The organism is Haemophilus parainfluenzae (assembly GCF_900638025.1).
Taxonomy (GTDB): Bacteria; Pseudomonadota; Gammaproteobacteria; order Enterobacterales; family Pasteurellaceae; genus Haemophilus_D; species Haemophilus_D parainfluenzae_J.
In genome coordinates this window covers 1,587,268-1,606,280 of record NZ_LR134481.1, presented here as the reverse complement: position 1 = coordinate 1,606,280, position 19,013 = coordinate 1,587,268, and the positions used below count along the sequence as shown (strand labels likewise).

Here is a 19,013-nt window from a genome sequence, read left to right as displayed (position 1 = left end):
AAAAGTGCGGCTATTTTTTTGAATGAATGGAAGAATTAAAATGAATTTACGCGAAAAACTTTTAGCCAATAAGCCTAACGTTACCCCAATCATCATTAATGGAGTGACTTTTTATATACGTGAAATTACCGTTGGTGAAATGAATCGTGTGCTTTATGGGCAACAACAAGAATTGGTACGCATTGCAGAGAGTCAAGGTATTGAATTGAACTTCAATGATGAAAAACACCTTACTGAGCAACTTGCTAAAATTTATGACCCGAATCGATTAACGCGTACGCTTGCTATGCGGTTGTGCGATCAAGATGGTAAAAATCTTTTTGATGTGGATAATCCTGATGATTTAACCGCACTTTCCAAATTAGATAAGGTTGTATTTGAGCAATTAACTCAAGCTATTGTGGAAGACGAACCAAAAAACTCTCTAGCCGAAGAAAGTTCCAAATAAACCTCTCACTTTCTCTCGGCAAAACACTTGAAGAAATTGAGCAAATGCCAGAGCATCATCTCCAAGAATACGAAATGTTTTATCAGGAACAGCCTTTTGGATTATGGCGAGAGGATTATCGGACTGCACAAGTTTCACATTTGCTTGCTATGATAAATCGAGACCCTAAGTCTAAGGCTCCAGAATTATCTGATTTTATGCCGTTTTACCAAGAAAAAATGGATGATGAAGATGATGACGGGGTGGCTGATTATTTAGCAAATCGTTAAATTATCTATTGCTTCCGTATCTTATATAGATTAGAATCTATATAAATAATAAGAAAGGTAATAGCTGTATGAAACAAGAATGGGAAGTAATTTTACAAGACCCACTTTTAAACTGGTTAAAAATGCTGGCAGAAGATGACGTATTAAAAATCTATGCGGCGTTGGAATTACTATCAACAGAAGGTCCACAATTAAGCAGACCTTATGCGGATACGCTGCAAAGCTCTAAATATACCAATTTAAAAGAATTGCGAGTACAGTCTAAATTATCGGTATTCCGTTTATTTTATATTTTCGATCCTGTCAGACAAGCGATTGTTTTGTGTGGCGGAGATAAGAAAGGCAAGAAAGAAAAGCTCTTTTACAAAGAGATGATTGCCCTAGCGGAACAAACCTATGATGATTACCTTTCTGAATTAACTAAGGAGCAAGAGAATGAGCGTAAAATTTAAAGATCTGATGAATAATCTTCCAGCTGAAAAGCAAGCGAAAGTGAAAGCTATGGCAGACGATATGCGAATGGAGTTACAACTTTACCGTATTCGTGAAGAATTAGAGCTTTCACAAAAGCAAATGGCAGAAGCATTAAGTATTTCTCAGCCGTCAGTTGTCGCCCTTGAAAAACGTGGCAATGACATTAAATTATCATCAGTTAAACGTTACATTGAAGCAATGGGTGGTGTGTTAAATTTATCGGTTGAATTACCCACAGGAAAGACAGTTACTTTCAACTTATAGAAGGCGGTAAACATATTGTGTGATTTCATTCAATTTACAGCAAAATGCTTTTTTATACTGCTGATTGCATTAGGAACATTATTCCTTTTATTTGCTGTTGATTTTATTTATATTCTCGCTTTTTTGGGTGTATATGTTGCTATTTTCGCAACTTGTCTTGTTGTAGCTATTATTAAAGAAAATAACCGTATTAATAAACTAAGGATAGCTGAACAAGATAAGAATCGTGTGAAATATGTTATTATTAATTAAATTATAAGTTTCTAAAAGCTCGCCTCGGCGGGCTTTTTTTATGAGGTGAATATGTCAAGTTTAGGTTCGTTAAATATTCTTTTGAGTTTGGACTCAATTCGGTTTAATCAGGCGCTTGATAAATCATCCTATCAAACGCAAAAGTTCGCAAAACAATTTGAATTGAATTTTACAAAAGCTCAGGCTAAAGCAAAACAATTCTCAGAGCGTACAACTCAATATTTGAATAACATAGAGAAAGCGGCAAATACAATTAATAAAACAACAAGAAATACTTTTTGGGCCGGCATTGTAAGTTCGGGCGGTTCCTATTTATCATCTGGTATTTCTGATGTGATGAAATATGCGGATAGTTATACTGAATTGCAAAACCGTATTCGCTTAGTAACAAATAGCCAAACAGCTATGGTGGCTGCGACAGAATCGGTGTTTGATATTTCCTTGAAAACCAATCAAGCTGTTGGTGCTACTGCACAAATCTATCAACGCTTTGCACAAAATGCAGATAGATTGAATTTATCTCAATTGCAAGTCTCTGAATTAACGGAGACTGTTGCAAAATCTGTTGCAATCTCAGGTGCTAGTGCAGGTGCAGCCGAAGCAGCATTAATGCAATTTGGGCAAGCATTAGGAAGTGCGGAATTACGCGGTGATGAGCTTAATTCTGTGATTGAGCAAACTCCAGGACTTGCTGACGCAATAGCTAAAGGGCTTGGCGTAACAACTGGTGAGCTGAAAAACTTAGCTAAAGCAGGGCAATTGGATATTCACACTGTTATCCAGGCTTTAGTAAAAGCACGAGATACAGTAGATAATGACTTTAATAAACGCGTTAAAACGCTTTCGATGTCTTTTACAAATTTAGAGACATCGATAACTAAGTTTTCAGGCGAAGCAAATAGTGCGTTAGGTGTTACGCAAAAACTAGCTACTGGAGTCGATTTTGTTAGCGATCATCTCCAAGAATTAATTATTGGGCTTGGATCGCTGACAGCTGCACTTGCTATCGGTCATCTTAGCAAATACGGCTTGGAACTATTAAAAACGGGTTATGCTAGTGCAAAAAATAAACTGGCTTATTATGCTGAAGCAAAAGCTATTGTGACAAAAGCTACTGCAATGCGTACAGCGGCTCAGGTTGAAATGGCAAGCTTAAATGCTCAATTCCAGCTTGCGCAATCGGAACAAACACGCTTTGCATTGCGTGAAAGAATGAAAGTGCAGTCAGCGCAAATTATTGCACTTGCACAAGCTGAAGCTACTGCAAAACGAAATCTTGCCACGGCAACTAACATTGCTGCGATGGCGGCAAAAGGTTTGCAAAGTGTAATGGCTTTACTTGGTGGGCCTGCTGGCGTAATTGGAATAGCTGCTACATCATTAATTTTCTTCAGTTCACAGGCGGCGCAAGCAAGACAGTGGGCACTTGATACTACAACTGCAAACCAAGGATTAGCAGAAAGTTACAATGAATTAAGTGAAGCTGCATTATCCTTAAAAGTAGAAAAGCAACTCGAAGATATTGAGAAATATTACAAGGAAATCGAAAAAGCTAAAGCTAGTGCAAAATCAAAAAACATTAATGGCGATTTTGATGGTTTCACAGTCGTTAATAGTATTAGTGATAAAGAGTTGGAGCACCTACAAAACGAAATCAAGTCTATCGAAGAAAATGCAAGTTTAGCAGAAAAAGCTCTTGAAAAAATGCTTTCTCCACTTGGTGAGAAAATGCTTAGAGCAGGTAAAAGTGTCGATGAAGTGCGACAGAAATTCAAGTTGCTTGGAGTATCAGCTGAAACTACAGATAACATTATAGCTAACTTACCGAAAAGCTTTAATGATACGGCGAATAGTGCAAACAAAGCGGCAGATAAGACATTAGATTTAAAAGATGCAATTGATAAGTTAAATGGTAAATCAACAACGCTTGCTCAAAAATTAGAGGTTGCGAAGTTAAAACAACAAGGGCAAGCAAAATCTGCATATGTTTTAGCAGGTCTCTATGAATTGCTTGGGAAAGAGGGTGCTGAATATAATGAAGTATTGATTGGCATTGCGACAGGCACAATTACCGCAGCTAATGCGGCAGATAAAGCCGTCGGGTTATCACTTGAAACACTAAACAAGATTTTAGCCGGTAAAGCAACATTAGAAAAAATGTTTTCCGATGAAACAAAAGTGACAACAATTGAAACGCAAATCAAAGAAAGTCACAAAAAATCAGGTGGGCGCAAATCATCTGGTGAAAATGCTCGCGACAGCTGGCTTAATTTCTACGATGAAATACGTAAAAAAAGTAGTTCCAACCTTGGTGAAATTGAATTAGAACAAGTGCGAATGTTACAACGGTTGGAAGAACACAATAAAAAAGGTGTGGTGTCTTATCAAGAATATGAAACCGCAAAAACTGCCATTGCAGAACGCTTTGCTCGCCAACGTTTAGAGCTTGCTGGCAAGTATGCGCCAGAAAAATTATTGAAAGCTAATCTTGATGATGAACTAAAATCTATTCAAGAATTATACGAGAAAGGGCAGATCAACCAAAGTGAAGCGGCGAAAGCCTCGAATCGAGTGCAGTTTGACTATGCGCAACAGATGTCACAAAGTGCGGTCGATCCATTGGCACAATTTCGTGCTCAGTTCGATCCGAATCAGGAGATCGAGAACCAACGCACTCGCGATTTAGCCTTGCTGGAGGCAATGCAAAGCGGCAATGAGCAGAAATTATTATCGGAGGAAGAATATCAGCGTCGCAAAAAAGAAATTCAAGATAAGTATGATTTGGAGCGGCAGAAGAAGGAATCAGATTATTACGCGCAATCGACGCAGATGATGAGTTCAGCTTTTGACACGATGGCTGGTGTAATGGCTAATGCTGCAGGCCAACAGTCATCTGCTTATAAAGCTATGTTTGCTGCAAGTAAAGCTTTCGCTATTGCGGAAAGTATTATCAATATCCAGTTAGCTTTGTCGGAAGCAGCAAAATTACCTTATCCAGCAAATTTGGTTGAATATGCACGGGTAGCCAGTCAAACTGCCAGTATCGTTTCAAATATTCAATCAGTAACGATGAGTTTTGCGACTGGTGGTTATACAGGTGATGGTGGAAAATATACGCCAGCTGGTATTGTACATAAAGGCGAATACGTCATAACAAAAGAAGCCACTGCTCGTTTGGGTCGTGGCTTTTTAGATCATCTTAATTACGGTTCTGTGCGTCATGGTTTTGCTAATGGCGGTGGAGTCGGCGTACCAAGATTGCCAACTATGGCTTATCAACCTAAATCATCAGGGAATATAGCGGTTAAGGTGATTAATAACGGTGAACCGATGGATGCAACGGTAAGCCAACAATCAAGAAATGGACAGCTTGAAATTACAGTAGAATTAATGCGAAAAATTGCACAGCAAGAGTCAGGCAAGATGCTACAAGAGAATATGCGTTACGGAGGTATGCTTGGATGATGGAAACATTTAAATGGTGTGTTCGACCTAATTATAGTGTAGATAACGAGCCAAATATTAGTGAGGTAGTGTTTGGCGATGGTTATACACAGCGCAGATTGAATGGTATCAATGCTTTGCTTAAAACTTATTCTGTTGTCATTAAGGTGCGAAATAAAAGCGCTCCCGATGTTTTATCATTTTTCGAGCGCCATCAAGGGATCAAACCTTTTTACTTTATCGATCCTTTAACAAAACAACTTAAAAAAGTGATTTGTAAAAAGTGGCCTGCAAAGGTGGATCAATCTTATACAGAAATCACCTGTGATTTTAAAGAGGAGCCATAATGCCATCCTTAATTAGCAACGCATTTAAACTTGACCTCGCCAAACTCGAACAAAATGCGCTCATTGAGTTGTTCGAGGTTGATTTGCGAGGATTGAAAGATAATGACGGTATGAATGGTGAGCTGTATCGCTTTTATGCTGGCACTAATGAAAAATCACAATCTATCGTATGGCAAGGTAAAACATTTGAGCCATTTGCTGTGAAAGCTGATGGTTTTGAAATGTCAGGTAATGGCCCAAGTAATCGACCAACTCTCACGCTGGGAAATATTAACGGATTTATTACCGCACTTTGTAACCGCTTTGATCAATGTTTGGGTGGGATTGTCAGACGAAGATTAGTCTATATGCACTATCTTGATGCGGTTAATTTTACAAATGGCAATAAAAAAGCAGATCCAACGCAAGAGGCGTTAAGTTACTTTGTGATTGAGCAATTATCCTCATTAAATCGAGATATTGCTCAATTTACACTGGCGTTACCATCTGAAACCGACAACGCGTTAATTGGTGCAAGAATGATTACTGCCACTTGTAGTTGGTTATACCGTAGCGTTGAGTGTGGCTATACAGGTGGAGCAGTCGCAGATGAAAAAGATCAGCCAACCATAGATCCTCAAAAGGATAAGTGCAGCGGATTATTGACTGGATGTAAATTGCGAAACAATACACATAACTATGGCGGATTTGTTAGCGTTGATAAGTTGGGGTAACAATGGACGGAAAATTACATAACGAAATCATCAGTTATTCAAAATCAAAAGAACCACAGGAAAGCTGTGGTTTTGTTGTTTTAGTAGGTGGTGAAAAAGTCTTTATCCCTTGCGAAAACGCATCAGAAGATAAAGAAAATCACTTTGAAATATCGCCAGAAGATTACATTGCGGCAAGTGAGAAAGGTGAGGTTTTAGCCTTAGTCCACTCACACCCACAAGGCGAGCCAAAACTATCACAAGCAGATTTGCAAACACAACTTTATAGCCAGTTAGATTTTTGGTTAGTTTGTGATGAGAAAATCCATCTTTTTCCGAAGATTCCATTTTTAATAGGGCGTGATTTTAAACACGGTGAAATGGATTGTTACACGTTATTTAGAGATTTTTACTGCTTATCTAGTTGTAATTTACCAGACTTTGAACGAGACGATTACTGGTGGGAAAATGGCTTTAATCTCTACCTAGATAACATGGCAAAACACGGTTTTGAGCAAGTAAAAGAACCACAAATAGGCGATGTTATTTTAATCAATATCGGGGCTGATGTACCCAATCACGCAGCAATTTATGTCGGTCATCAAATGGTACTTCATCATGCACCAAAACGATTATCTAAGCGTGATTTGTATGATGGATATTGGCTTAAACACACTCATAGTATTTGGAGATATAACGCATGGTCAACGTTAGATTTTACGGCAGCCTTAAACAGTTTGGATCTGAATTTAGGCTAGATTGCCAAACTACAGCAGAGATAGTCCAAGCCTTAACGAGCCAAATTCCTAAATTGCGTCAATTCATTCAGCAAGGACTATTTACCGTGCGAGTAGGGCGAGACTACTTTGATAATCGCTATCTCGAGCAAGGGCTGAGCCACAAGCTAAAAGATGATGCGACAGTCCATTTTACACCTGTTTTAAAAGGCTCAAAACGTGGCGGATTATTTGGTGTGATTGCAGGTGTCGCAATTATTGCTGGTGCAATCGCTTTAGGTCCGCTTGCTGGCATTATCAGTACCAATGCCGCTTGGATAGTTGGTTCTGTTGGGGCGGCTCTATTATTGGGTGGCGTTGCTCAAATGCTCACTAAAATGCCTGAGATGAAAATGGGCACTGAAAAAGAAAAGAAACAATCTACGGCATTTTCGAACCTGTCGAATATGGCAGCGCAGGGGAAACCTATGCCATTGGCGTATGGGAGAATAAGGGTAGGCTCTCTTATCATATCTCAGGGTGTAGAAACGATGGATACTGAAATTTAAGGAGTTTTCAATGGGTAAAGGTGGCGGTGGTGGCGGTCATACGCCAGTCGAGGCAAAAGAGAGCGGCAGAAGTAAGCAACTTGTCAAAATTGTTGAAGTAATTTCAGAGGGCGAAGTTTACGGTTTAGCCGATGGAATGAAGTCCATTTATTTTGACAAAACGCCAGTACAAAACAAAGACGGCTCTTATAATTTCAAAAATGTGCAGGTAGAAGGTCGAGTAGGTGGCCAAGTACAGGATTTAATGGCTGGGTTTAACACCTCAGAAAAAGAGGTAGGTGTTGGCACAGTAGTTAAAAAAAATCTACCGATTACAAGAACCGTGACAGATGCAAAAGTATCTCGATTACGTTTGACCATTGGTGTCCAATCGCTTTTTAAACAAGAGGATAATGGCGATACTAACGGATCATCGGTAAACTTTATTATTACTATTGGCAAAAGAACTTATCCTGTATCAATTAGTGGTAAGTATAGCTCCCAGTATTTGCAACATCATACTTTTGATAATCTGCCTAGCGTGCCATTTATTGTCAAAATCGAACGAACTACAGACGATAGCACAACACAGCGCCTACAAAATAATACCATTTGGTCTAGCTACACTGAGATTATTGATACCGAGTTTGCTTATCCAAACACGGCTTTAATCGGGGTTAAGTTTGACTCGGAATATTTTGGCAATATTCCAACTCGGACCTATGACTTACTAGGATTAAAAGTTAAAGTACCTAGCAATTATGATACCCGTACTCGTCAATATACTGGCATGTGGGATGGTACATTTAAGGTTGATTGGACGGATAATCCCGCTTGGGTGCTCTATGATATAGTGACGAATAAACGCTATGGATTGGGTGGGCGATTAGGTGAGTTTGGTGCAGATAGATGGGCATTATATCAAGCTGCTCAATATTGTGATCAATTAGTGCCAGATGGATTTGGTGGACATGAGCCAAGATTTACTTGCAATATTTGGCTAACAGAACAGCGCTCAGCTTACCAAGTTATTAATGACATCTGCTCAATTTTCAGAGCAATGCCAGTTTGGAATGGTCAGCAGCTCACAGTTGTCATGGATAGACCAGCAGATCCCGTTTGGACTTATACAAATGCCAATGTGGATGAGAGCGGGTTTAGTTATACATTTTCGGCTCGAAAATCCCGCCATAATGCAATTCAAGTTGAATACGCAGACAAAGATAATAGCTACGAAAAAACGATTGAATACGTTTCTGATGACGAGTCCATCCGTCAAAATGGATTAAACATTAAGAAAATCACGGCTTTTGGCTGTACATCAAGAGGGCAAGCGCACCGCACTGCCTTATGGTTGTTGCAAACAGAAAAATTAGAAACTAAAACCGTTACCTTTACTGTTGGCACGGAAGGGCTAATGCATATTCCTGGCGACATTATCAAAGTCGCTGATACACACTATGCAGGCACTAATATTGGTGGTCGAGTTTTAGCAGTCAATGGCAAAACCGTTACATTAGACCGAGAAATCACCATTAGCGGCAATAGTTACCTTAGCTATATCAATTCCAATGCTAAACATCAAAATATTAAGATTATCTCTGTAAATGGTGCAGAGGTAACACTCGATCAACCGCCACTAGGTTTGGAACTCTACGGTGTATGGTCTTTAGCTACTCAACAAGTAACAAGCCAATTATTTAAGGCACTATCTGTAAAAGAGGAGAGTGAAGGTAAGTACACCATTATGGCGTTACAACACGAGCCACAAAAAGAGGCTATTGTTGATAATGGCGCCAAGTTTGAGCCAGTAGGAACGACTGTACTTACAGTACCGCAAATTAGTAACATTGCGGTGGCAGTAAATGCAGATGGTAGCGTATCGGTCGATAGTAGCGTGACTGGCGGTAATGGCATCATAAAATACGATATCCGCATTTATAAAGGCGGGGTGCTATATGACGTGCGATTAGGACAATCGTCTCCCAATCTTAATATAGACGGTCTAGAAAATGGGGATTACAGCGTCCTTATCCAAGTTAAAAATGAGAATGGGCAGTTATTGAGTGAAAAAACTCAGACCTTTACCATCAATAAACCGCCGGCGCCAACAGGCGTAAGAACAACTGGCGGTCTAGGTAATATCACGCTTGAGTGGGATTGGATTGATGATGTAACTTATACCGAGATTTTTGTCAGCGAAACAGACGACATCAAGACCGCTAAACGATTAGCGAAAGTTAATTCACGGACTTACACGCACGAGGTCGGGGCTAAACAGGTTAGATACTACTGGTTAAGACACACTAGAGGTGTGAATATTGGCCCATTTAATCAGTTGACTGGTACTAGGGGCGAAAGCTCGGTTGATATTGATGCAGAGTTAGAGATTTTAAATAAAAAGCTTTCTCAAAATATCGCTGATGAAGTAATAGACACAGCGTTACCTGCTCGTAACCTTGAATTAATTAAAACCGTAAGCGGATTAAATACAGGTAGATTTATCGGTCACAACCAAGTTTACAATGCCGTAGATGGCAAGCTGTATATTTGGAATGGTCGAGAATACACAACCAAAGTCCAAGCTAGCGATTTAAGCGGAAAGGTAAGCAAGAATCAATTAGACAATGTTTTAATTGGTGAAATTAACTCAGCAAAATCAACCGCTGACACCGCTAATTCAGTGGCTCAACAAGCTAAGTCTGAAACAACATCTCTTTCTGCTCGAATCCAATCCGAGACTAATGCTCGTGGAACTGCAATCACGCAGTTGCAGAATGTTGATAAACAGAACGCTCAACAAATTATAGCTTTAACCGCAAAAGCTAATAATGCCGAAAGTGCGATTAATGAGATTAAATCCGCTAAAGCAAACAAAAACGAGGTGGTAGGTCTAGCTCAATCATCATTGCAAGCCATTTGGAAAAATGATGCAAAAGCAGAATTAGATAAATTGCAAGTTGGCGGACGAAACTTGATTAGAGATAGCGGTACACCTATCACAAGTAGAGCATACGTACAGCGCTACGCTATTACAGAAGCTCCAGCTGTTGGTGATGATGTGGTTGTTACGCTGTATGGCGAAGTTGGCGCAGATCGTACAGGGGTTGGCGTTTACAACTCACGAGGTTATGGTGAGCTTTTCCGCCTTAAGAAAGTGGCAGATGGTATTTATCAGGGTAAGGGTAAATGGGCGTTAGCTAATGGCGGTGTGAATAAGGGGAAGTGGGAAGATAACACATATTTAAACCTTTATTTTCATCCAAATACAGCTAAATCAAACTACACTATTAATAAAATCAAGTTTGAGCGTGGGACAGTCGCAACAGATTGGACACTCGCTCCCGAAGATCTAGGGGGTGTAATCAATGAGGTATATTCTGAGTTAACTACCTACAAAACAGCGCAAGCTACAAAAGAGCAAGCTCAAGCACAACAGCTCAACACGCTTAACAGCAAAATAAGCAATGTGTCAGCGGAATTAACCAATTATCAAAAAGCAACAGCCGAAAAAGACAAGGCTCAAGCGCAGCAAATCACGACTTTAACTAGCAGTGTAGCAAGTGCAAAAGCCGAAGTTGAGAGCGTTAGTCGAACAGTTGCAGATGTTAATGGCAAGTTATCTGCTACACACACAATCAAAACGCAGACTATTTCTGGTGGCAAGACTGCAATTGCGGGTATTTCGCTTGGTACAAGCCAGGAGGAAAGCTCCGTTATCGTAATGGCTGACAAGTTCCAAGTTGTACCTAATGCAAGCGGAACACCTAAGCCTATATTTAAGGTTCAGAACGGAAAAGCGGTAGTTGCTGGAGATTTAATCGCTGATGGCGAAGTGACCGCTTCTAAGTTAGCAGCAAACTCTGTTACTACTGGGGCGTTACAAGCTGGAGCGGTGCGAGCTGAACACATGGCAGCAGGGCAGATTACCGCTGACAAGATGGCAATCGGGCTCGGTGGCAATCTGCTTTACAACCCTATTTTTGCTAATAATGCTTACGGTTGGCGAGATTTTAACGCAAGAGGAGGTGACTGGAGTAACTGCCCGACAACAAATGCAATTGGGCGAGGTTATAATAAAAATGATTATAATCCTAAAGGGGAACAAACAGAAGAATGGCGCTTGATTACTATTCACGGCACCCAAGCCCAATTCAATACTCTAGCAGATAGAGGTTCTTGGGTTGATATTTGCCGTCAATTTGTAAATGTAGTAGCTGGTAAATGGTATATAGTAAGTTCTTATGTTGGTGGTTTTCACTGTGCAGGACAAATAATTGTTGAAAAATATAATGGTGATGAAAATCAATATCAAGGTATTGTTGCGGAAACACCTATTGCTGGACAAATTGATGTACATAATAAGCCTAATAATTTTATTGACGCTATTAGTGGTGAATTTGCGAAAGGACTAGGGGAAAATGCAAAACGAATTTTTGTTAAGTTTAAAGCACCCGATACAGGTAAAATTTTATTAGTATTTCGTATTAACAGATATGCTAAAAATCAAACATACGGTGATTTTTATTTAGCTCGCCCAATGCTTGAAGAATGTACCGAGTACACAACTCAACCTAGCCCATGGCAAAATGCAGGCGTAACAGCTATCCATGGTGGGTCGATTGTTACCAAATCAATCACTACTCAACAAATGGCGGCCAATAGTATTACTGCAAATGAGATTGCAGCAGGTGCGGTAGCAGCTAAACATATTGCAGCTAATAGTATCGGTGCAAATCATATTGCCACACGGTCATTAACCTCTGATAAGTTAAATGTGAATAGCCTTTCTGCTATCAGTTCTGATATTGGGAGAATTAACGCTGGCGATATTACTGGGGTTAATATTCACGGTAACAATATCAATGGTAATAATATCTCTGGTGGTACAATTACAGGTGCAACCATTAACGGTAATAATATCAATGGTAATAATATCTCTGGCGGTACAATCAGCGGTACAACCGTGATCGGTGGCTCTATTAAAGGTTCGGTAATTGAGGGTGGCACGATACGAGGAGCTAGATTAGAGGGGGCAACTGGTAAATTCACCGGAGCGCTTGAAGTTAATCAGTTGATTGGTGGTAATTTATGCGAAGTGTTTGTAGCCAATGTGGATATTACCAATATAGATTCAAGAAACAGTAGCATTTCTTTATATACAGCAAAGCTGTATATAAACCCATCACCAGTTAAACGCATTGTTTTTATCGTTAATTCTGACGTTAGCTTTATCGTCAATGCTAACGAACGAAAAGAATATTATTATTCAAAAACCTCCAGAGTCACACGTCCACCAGAGGTGTTTAACCTTGGTGGTGGAAATCCAAAAATCTGCGTAACAGCTTACGCAGTATCTGACGCAAGAACAATTTATCAATAAGGAGTAAAAAATGACAACATTTAACAAAATCTTAAATCCAATGTATTCAGCAATCGCTGCATACTCAAAACAAGAAGATGGTTCAATCAATGCTAAGTATGTATTAGGCACGGGCGAAGATAGCGATGGTTCTGTGACTAATTTTACGCCTATCATCTCTGATTATAAGTGGATTGATGCCGCAGCAGCTAAAGAGCTAATGAGCAAGCCATTAACTAAAGAAGATATTGGTAAAACGACAGAGCAGATTGAATTTGCTAGAATTTATGCTTATTTGAAAGAGAATGGTCAAATCGTAATCTAATCAACCTTAACTAAAACCAACCGCACTTGAGAAATCTTAGTGCGGTTTTTTATTGGAGCAAAAATGGAAAACATTGAGCTAGAAACAGTGTGTGGTGATGATGACGGGTGAACTATTGAAACCCTAGAAGATGATGGGCAGAAAAGTGATTAAACTGGTAGTAAGTTTGATATGTGGATTGACCCGAAAAAAGCGAGATTATCAAGCTATCAACCGAAACAGGTGAGTAAGTTAATAATGGTGTCGTAGCTTTTGGCTGCGCAAGTAATGCTTAATTAGTCCAGAAGTTCCGCAACCTCTTCCATATTCGGGGCGTAATAGACATTTTGAAGAATTCTGATGTCTTTATGCCCCGATATTTTCGCTAGAGTCATCACATCAACTTTTTTCGCTAATCTAGTTAAAGCCTCTCGTCTTGTGTCGTGGAAGTGCAATTCATCTCGATTAACTGCTTTCTTCAGCTTTCTAAATGTTGCATCAAGTATATTTGATTTCACCTGAAAGCAAGTCTCGCCTTGCTCTATTTCATCCCTCAATCTTTCCAGTATTCTTACTGCGTTTTTTGAAAGTGGAACAGTGCGAGAAGATCCGTTTTTAGTCATCGGTAAATAAGCTGTCTTTCTTTCTATGCTTACATTATCCCAAGTTAATCCACATATCTCACCAGCTCGCATGGCTGTTTCAATCGCAAACAATAATGCCGCTCCAGTCCTCGCCTTAGCTGTTTTTGAACTCTCGTTATATCCGCTAATATTGACTATTTGGTCAATATCTTCTTGATTAAATCTTTGAGTTCTTGGCTTGCTTGCCTTTGGTTGTTGCAACCCAACCATAGAGGAGGATTGAATATATCCCCATCGTTCCTGTGCAACCTTGAATATATGTCCGATGGTTGATAACTCTCTACGAACACTTTCGCCTTTTACTGTTTCCAGTCTTTCCTTTATCCAAAGCTCTAAATCTTGGCGAGTAACATCAGATATATACTTATCTGTGATAGGATGGCGTAGAAAGCGAGTTAATCGGTTGAATTCGTGCTTTTCACCTCGTTTCGTAGGTGTGATTTCATTCAAATATCGCTTAATTACATCAGAGAATAGTGTTTCCGGCAGTAATCCTTTAGCTTGTAGTTCTATCTTCTTTTCTTCTTCCGCTCCCCATAAGACAGCCTCGGTCTTTGTAGAACAGGTTTTAGATTTTCTTATGCCGTCTCGATAGACTTCGACACGCCATTTCTCACCACGTTTTCTAACCGTTGCCATTTTTCACACCTTTTTTTAAGAATATAAGTCGCCATAAATTAAACCGTTTGGCGTAATTTTGGCGTAATTGGTGCATAAAAATATATAAAAATACATAAAAACTTGCAATACTGGATAAGATTGAAAGAGTAGAGAAGTGATGTTTAAGTGTCGTAAATTGTTGATTTTATTAATAGAAAAGTAGAAAAGAAAAATCCCCGTTCAATGAACGAGGATTATAATGTGGTGCCTAGGGTCGGACTCGAACCGACACGGTTATTCACCGGCGGATTTTGAATCCGCTGCGTCTACCAATTTCGCCACCCAGGCATTTGGGTTGTTTTGAATTATACGTTTATCTGACTTCGTTGCAAGTAAAATTTTATTAAAAACGTGTGGTTGTTTTAAATTTCATCAACTTGTATTCAAAGATAAAAGGGAAGTTTAAAATAATTTGATACGTTGTCACAAATAATGGGTAAAATAAAAGCTTAGTATTTCTACTAAGCTTTATGATTATCTAATTAAGCGGTTTGACCAGCAAGGTTACCTAAATCTTTATCGATTAAGAATAAGCCTTTGCCATCTTCGCCAAGAAGATTTAATTTGTCTAAAATACCGCTGAATAATTTCTCTTCTTCGTGTTGTTCTGCAACATACCATTGTAAGAAATTGAATGCAGAGTAGTCTTTTTCTTCAAAAGTTTTACCCACTAATTCATTGATTTTACTTGTGATCAATTTTTCGTGTTCATAAGTTAATTCAATGATTTCTTTTAATGATTTGTACTCATGCGCAGGTGCTTCAATTGCAGTGATTACCGCTAATGCACCAGTTTCATTTAAATAAGTGAATAATTTACGCATGTGTTGCATTTCTTCTGCAGCGTGAGCTGATAAGAATTTAGCTGCACCTTCAAAACCATTTTGTTCGCACCATGCACTCATTTGTAAGTAAAGGTTTGAAGAGTAGAACTCAAGGTTCATTTGATCATTTAATAATTTGATTACGTTTGCTGATAACATTTTGTATTCTCCTTCTAAAATTATAATGTTGCTAAATCACGATCGATAAAGTAAAGCGAACGACCGTCTTCACCCAGCAAGTTAAATTTATCAATAATGCTATTGAATAATTTTTCCTCTTCGTGTTGTTCAGCCACATACCATTGTAAGAAGTTAAAAGTAGAATAGTCTTTGTTTGCAAAAGTTACTTCAACTAATTCATTAATTTTAGAAGTAACGAGTTTTTCATGTTCAAGTGTGGTTTCAAATACTTCTTTAAGTGATTTATAGTCATTTTTAGGTGCATCAATTTTACCTAAAAGTGGCATGCCACTAGTTTCATTTACGTATTGGAATAATTTTTGCATATGTTCTAATTCTTCATCAGCATGACGAAGTAAAAATGCTGCAGCACCTTCGTAACCGTGTTTACTACACCAAGAACTCATCTGTAAATAAACATTAGAAGAGTAGAACTCTAAATTGATTTGTTCATTTAACTTATCTGCGATTGCTTTATTAAGCATAACCAACTCCTTTCCTTATTAAGTAGAGATTAAAAATAAAAACAAGACTGCTTAACTTGTCATCAATAGGCATTCTAATCTTGTAAATGAGAATATTCAAGTATTTTTTTAAATATTTTTTTATAAGTAACTAATAGTAAAAGAAAAATCAATATTAATTATTCTCATTTATGCAATGTCATAAAATCAATTCTTATTATCAGATCAGAAATGATTAAATCTGGTGAATTGATGCACGCAATTGCATTTAGAATTCGCATAGCGTTATCTATAAATTTCATACTAATTACAATTCTTCTATTTAAAGACATCCATTTATTCTTTTTATCCATAAGCCAAAGTCATCTTATTTTGGCAATACATGAAATAGGATAGTCACCCATATTGTTTTGTGACATATTTATATATTTAATTTAACATAATATACATTATGCGAAATTAGTTATCAGGTTAGCGGAAACTACGGATTAAATAAATCACAGGGTTATACACAGGGTGCGAATATCACTCAAACGATGCAAAATCTAGCTTCACAATACCTTGCAATAAGGTTAAATAATGATTTATACACTCTAAATTTGTTATGTAAGGAAAAAATAAAGAAGTTTATATATATCAAATAATGACAACGCTACGTGAATTCTGCGTTATTTTATGAGGTGAATATCATCAGATTTGAAAAAGAAAAACGTAAATCTCAGTGAATAAGATTTACGTTTTTGATGAATAGTATTCGTGTGACTATGTCACGATATGTATAAGATTAAGATAACAGTTTTGCTCCGTATTCATAAATTTGTTGCAGTAAATTTAGCTTAATTGGATTATCTGAATATTCCTCTACTAACCGTTGTAAACTTTCTTCAAATTTAACCGCACTTTGTTCTAATTTACGTTGGCGGTATTTTTGCCATTTGATTTGCTCTGCACGATTTAGAGTTTTATAAAAATGTCTTGAGCGATAATGGAACAACAATTCAGGAATCCGTTTATCTTCAAATGCTAAACCATGATCAGCTAATTTTTCAGGTGGTAAATCACGTAAAATAGCCATATTGTTTTTATCGGCATTGCTAAATAAACCGTTATAAAGTTCCGTTTCTACATTATCACTCGGCTCAAATTCGCGTTCTTCTGAGAAGATTTCAATAACTTTCTCACGAATATCTAAGGATTGGCGCAATTTTGCTAAATTAACTAAGCAATGTTGTCTGTCTATCCCTAAACGAGCTGCATTTTCCGGCAGTAACGTTTTTGCAGGCGCCAAAATTGGGCATTTATTAATATGAACCAATTTTAGTGGGACTGATGAAACTCCCCTTTCTTCTAGCTCACTTTTCTTAGTATATAAATCTTGTCGCGAATCAACCGCACTTTTACTGAGTAAATTATCAATATCACCTGATAAATCACAGACGATTACAGCATTTTGATTAGTTGGATGCCATGCTAATGGTGCTACCCAAGCACAATTGCCACGATAATTCCCCAGCATGCCAGAAACGTGCACTAATGGTGTCATCTCAGCTGTGTCAATCAATTTCTCAATTTCCTTTTTACCTCTATGCTCAAAGAAGAATTGAAATAATTTAGGCTGCTTTTCTTTGATTAATTTAGCCATAGCGATGGTTGCATACACATCCGCCATCGCATCATGGGCATTTTCATGCTCAATACCATTTGCTTTGGTTAGCTTTTCTAAGCGAAAGCTTGGCATACCATCATCGTCATAAGCCCAATTTATCCCTTCTGGACGCAGTGCATAGCAAGCCCGGACCAAATCCAGTAAATCCCAACGAGAATTACCATTTTTCCAGCTATATTCATAGGGATCAATGAAGTTACGGTAAAAGGTATAACGAGTCATTTCATCGTCATAACGAATGTTGTTATAACCCATCACACAAGTATTAGGTTGTGAAAACTCAGCTAAAATTTTTGCGGCAAATTCAGGTTCAGGAATCCCCTTTTCATTACATTCTTGTGGCGTAATTCCTGTGACCATTACGGCTTCCGGGACGGGCAAATAATCATTGGTTTGCTTGCAATACAACATAATAGGCTCACCAATGATATTGAAATCTGCATCGGTACGAATACCAGCAAATTGAGCTGGACGATCACTTGCCGGATTGATACCAAAACTTTCGTAATCGTAGATAAAAAAACTAAAATTGTTTACCATAATTAAGCCAAAATTTTATCTAAATAATATAAGCAGAAAATTGCTGAAAGGCTGATAAGCACACCAAACCAGTTGATTTTGCTGATTTTTTCTTTGAAGAAAAATGCGCCGGTGATGGTACCTAAACAAATAACACCAATATTCATTCCCGCAAAAACTAAGGTTGGATTTTGTCCGAAACTTTGGTGCGCTTTAATGTAAAACAGGATATTGAAGAAATTCAATACACCTAAAATAATTCCACCAATAAAGCTTGGCACCGTCCATTGAGTGCGTTTTAGGAATAAATACAGGAACATGACACAAGCGGCTAATGAGAAAGCAATGAATAATGTGGTTGGGAATGCTCCCCCGCTTTTGGCTACTTGTTTGAATAAGATATCAATGGTGCCATAACCAAACCAAACACCGATTAAGCCTAAAATACCTTTAAAAGTGACCGCACTTTGTTCATTTGATTTGTTCAAAATACAGAATAAACCGATGAATGCCAAAATAATACCAACAATTTTAGGCTGACTTAATGTTTCATGGAAAATAATAAAAGAGGCAACAATCGGTAGAAATAACGATAAGCGTTGTGCAGCATCAGAACGCACGATACCCGCAAATTCAACGGCTTTAGACATAATGATAAATACGGTTGGTAATAAAATCCCTAACGCCAGGAAAATAGGTGTGCTATCACTTTGTGCTAGATATTCAGTAAATTCTAATCCTTTGAAATCAGGTTTGAGTAAGAAATAGCTTAATGAAATGGCGACAATATAGTTAAACGCAATTGCTTGTTCAATAATGATATTTTTCTTGCGCGCAACTTTGAGTAATACCGATACGGCAACACTACATAGAATGGCAAAAATAAGGTTGTGCATAATTTGTCCTAAATTCTCATAAAAATAACAATGAAAAAAG

Annotated in this window: 16 protein-coding genes and 1 tRNA gene; 11 read left to right on the top strand and 6 right to left on the bottom strand. The window is 38.2% G+C overall.

Annotation, left to right across the window (positions count from 1 at the left end; translation table 11 throughout):
* Nucleotides 1-40: 40 nt before the first annotated feature.
* The 11 genes from EL215_RS08045 (at nucleotide 41) to EL215_RS07990 (ending at nucleotide 13,141) form a co-directional block, all read left to right on the top strand.
* Nucleotides 41-448, top strand: a complete 408-nt coding sequence (locus EL215_RS08045) for a hypothetical protein (protein WP_126471370.1) — start codon at nucleotides 41-43, stop codon at nucleotides 446-448.
* Nucleotides 449-492: 44 nt separating this feature from the next.
* Nucleotides 493-717, top strand: a complete 225-nt coding sequence (locus tag EL215_RS08040; RefSeq protein ID WP_118809166.1) for a phage tail assembly protein T — start codon at nucleotides 493-495, stop codon at nucleotides 715-717.
* Between the two features lie 68 nt (nucleotides 718-785).
* Nucleotides 786-1,169 (top strand): type II toxin-antitoxin system RelE/ParE family toxin, encoded by a 384-nt coding sequence (locus EL215_RS08035; protein ID WP_126471368.1) that lies wholly within the window; start codon nucleotides 786-788, stop codon nucleotides 1,167-1,169.
* Nucleotides 1,153-1,455, top strand: a complete 303-nt coding sequence (locus EL215_RS08030; RefSeq protein ID WP_005651224.1) for a type II toxin-antitoxin system RelB family anti-toxin — start codon at nucleotides 1,153-1,155, stop codon at nucleotides 1,453-1,455. Before EL215_RS08035 ends, EL215_RS08030 begins: the two co-directional genes overlap by 17 nt.
* Before the next feature lie 303 nt (nucleotides 1,456-1,758).
* The gene (locus EL215_RS08020; protein ID WP_126471366.1) at nucleotides 1,759-5,172 is read left to right on the top strand and encodes a tape measure protein; all 3,414 of its coding nucleotides are present in this window, start codon (nucleotides 1,759-1,761) and stop codon (nucleotides 5,170-5,172) included.
* The gene (locus tag EL215_RS08015; RefSeq protein ID WP_232013302.1) at nucleotides 5,169-5,498 is read left to right on the top strand and encodes a phage tail protein; all 330 of its coding nucleotides are present in this window, start codon (nucleotides 5,169-5,171) and stop codon (nucleotides 5,496-5,498) included. The genes EL215_RS08020 and EL215_RS08015 overlap by 4 nt, the downstream gene beginning before the upstream one ends.
* On the top strand, nucleotides 5,498-6,211 hold the full coding sequence (locus EL215_RS08010) for a phage minor tail protein L (RefSeq protein ID WP_126471364.1): 714 nt from the start codon (nucleotides 5,498-5,500) through the stop codon (nucleotides 6,209-6,211). Before EL215_RS08015 ends, EL215_RS08010 begins: the two co-directional genes overlap by 1 nt.
* Before the next feature lie 2 nt (nucleotides 6,212-6,213).
* Nucleotides 6,214-6,948, top strand: coding sequence for a C40 family peptidase (locus tag EL215_RS08005; protein ID WP_126471362.1), 735 nt, complete (start codon nucleotides 6,214-6,216; stop codon nucleotides 6,946-6,948).
* Entirely contained in the window at nucleotides 6,891-7,475 is a 585-nt protein-coding gene (locus EL215_RS08000; protein WP_126471360.1) for a tail assembly protein, read from the top strand. The genes EL215_RS08005 and EL215_RS08000 overlap by 58 nt, the downstream gene beginning before the upstream one ends.
* Nucleotides 7,476-7,485: 10 nt before the next feature.
* Entirely contained in the window at nucleotides 7,486-12,837 is a 5,352-nt protein-coding gene (locus EL215_RS07995) for a TipJ family phage tail tip protein (RefSeq protein ID WP_126471358.1), read from the top strand.
* 10 nt (nucleotides 12,838-12,847) lie between these two features.
* Nucleotides 12,848-13,141, top strand: coding sequence for a hypothetical protein (locus EL215_RS07990; protein WP_126471356.1), 294 nt, complete (start codon nucleotides 12,848-12,850; stop codon nucleotides 13,139-13,141).
* Between the two features lie 275 nt (nucleotides 13,142-13,416).
* On the opposite strand, the gene EL215_RS07985 is transcribed toward EL215_RS07990, so the two are convergent.
* The 6 genes from EL215_RS07985 to EL215_RS07960 all read right to left on the bottom strand — a co-directional run bounded on the left by EL215_RS07985 (nucleotide 13,417) and on the right by EL215_RS07960 (nucleotide 18,973).
* A complete protein-coding gene (locus tag EL215_RS07985) occupies nucleotides 13,417-14,403 on the bottom strand; it encodes a tyrosine-type recombinase/integrase (protein ID WP_126471354.1) in 987 nt (328 codons plus the stop codon).
* Nucleotides 14,404-14,626: 223 nt separating this feature from the next.
* Nucleotides 14,627-14,712: transfer RNA gene (locus tag EL215_RS07980), tRNA-Leu, on the bottom strand.
* A 194-nt stretch (nucleotides 14,713-14,906) separates the two neighbouring features.
* Nucleotides 14,907-15,407 carry a non-heme ferritin gene (gene ftnA, locus EL215_RS07975; protein WP_126471352.1) on the bottom strand — a complete coding sequence of 167 codons (501 nt, stop codon included), beginning with the start codon at nucleotides 15,405-15,407 and terminating at the stop codon, nucleotides 14,907-14,909.
* Between the two features lie 20 nt (nucleotides 15,408-15,427).
* Nucleotides 15,428-15,913, bottom strand: a complete 486-nt coding sequence (gene ftnA / locus EL215_RS07970) for a non-heme ferritin (protein ID WP_049358051.1) — start codon at nucleotides 15,911-15,913, stop codon at nucleotides 15,428-15,430.
* 763 nt (nucleotides 15,914-16,676) lie between these two features.
* Nucleotides 16,677-18,098, bottom strand: a complete 1,422-nt coding sequence (gene sbcB, locus EL215_RS07965; RefSeq protein WP_126471350.1) for an exodeoxyribonuclease I — start codon at nucleotides 18,096-18,098, stop codon at nucleotides 16,677-16,679.
* 2 nt (nucleotides 18,099-18,100) lie between these two features.
* Nucleotides 18,101-18,973, bottom strand: a complete 873-nt coding sequence (locus EL215_RS07960; RefSeq protein ID WP_007243099.1) for a DMT family transporter — start codon at nucleotides 18,971-18,973, stop codon at nucleotides 18,101-18,103.
* Nucleotides 18,974-19,013: the final 40 nt, after the last annotated feature.